The 1,178-nt window shown below is 69.3% G+C and carries 1 protein-coding gene; it reads right to left on the minus strand.

From position 1 onward, the window contains the following. Positions 1–1,178, minus strand: a 1,178-nt coding sequence (locus AQJ58_RS40205; RefSeq protein WP_234360481.1) for an alpha-1,4-glucan--maltose-1-phosphate maltosyltransferase, incomplete at both ends; no start/stop codon positions are given.

Here is a 1,178-nt window from a genome sequence, read left to right on the forward strand (position 1 = left end):
GCCGGATGGTGTTGAGGCGGGTGATGAGGGGGGCGAGGGTGTCGGGGGTGTCCCAGTTCCTGGGTTTGAGCTGGTATTTCTCGGAGTCGAGGTATTCCTCGCTGCCGGGGCGCAGGGGGGTGTTCTCGCAGAGTTCGTAGCCGCTGTAGATGCCCCAGGTGGGGGAGAGGGTGGCGGCGAGGACGGCGCGGACGGCGAAGGCGGGGCGGCCGCCGTGCTGGAGGTAGGCGTGGAGGATGTCGGGGGTGTTGGCGAAGAGGTTGGGCCGCATGTAGGTGGCGGCGTCGCCGGAGAGTTCGGTGAGGTAGTCGGTCAGTTCGGCTTTGGTGGTGCGCCAGGTGAAGTAGGTGTAGGACTGCTGGAAGCCGATCTGGGCGAGGGTGTGCATCATCGCGGGGCGGGTGAAGGCCTCGGCGAGGAAGAGGACGTCGGGGTCGGTGGCGTTGATGTCGGCGATGACGCGTTCCCAGAAGACGACGGGTTTGGTGTGGGGGTTGTCGACGCGGAAGATGCGTACGCCGTGGGACATCCAGTGGCGCAGGACGCGCAGGGTCTCGGTGATGATGCCGTCGAGGTCGGTGTCGAAGGCGATGGGGTAGATGTCCTGGTATTTCTTGGGGGGGTTCTCCGCGTGCGCGATGGTGCCGTCGGGGCGGTGGTGGAACCATTCGGGGTGTTTGTGGACCCAGGGGTGGTCGGGGGAGCACTGGAGGGCGAAGTCGAGGGCGATCTCCAGGCCGAGGTCGCGGGCCTGTTCGACGAAGCGGGTGAAGTCCTCCAGGGTGCCGAGGTCGGGGTGGACGGTGTCGTGGCCGCCTTCGGGGGAGCCGATGGCCCAGGGGACGCCGACGTCGTCGGGGGTGGCGTGCAGGGTGTTGTTGCGGCCTTTGCGGTGGGTGGTGCCGATGGGGTGGATCGGGGGGAGGTAGATGACGTCGAAGCCCATGGCGGCGATGGCGGGCAGTCGGCGGGCGGCGGTGCGGAAGGTGCCGTGGGGGTGGTCGGGGGTGCCTTCGGAGCGGGGGAAGAACTCGTACCAGGCGCCGTACAGGGCGCGTTCGCGTTCCACCAGCAGCGGCAGCGGCGGGGAGGCGGTGAGCAGTTCCCGCAGCGGGTGGCGGGCCAGGACCGCGTCCACCTCCGGGGTCAACGCCGCCGCCAGACGGGAGGCGGGCGGG

It is taken from the genome of Streptomyces sp. DSM 15324 (assembly GCF_001514285.1).
GTDB lineage: Bacteria > Actinomycetota > Actinomycetes > Streptomycetales > Streptomycetaceae > Streptomyces.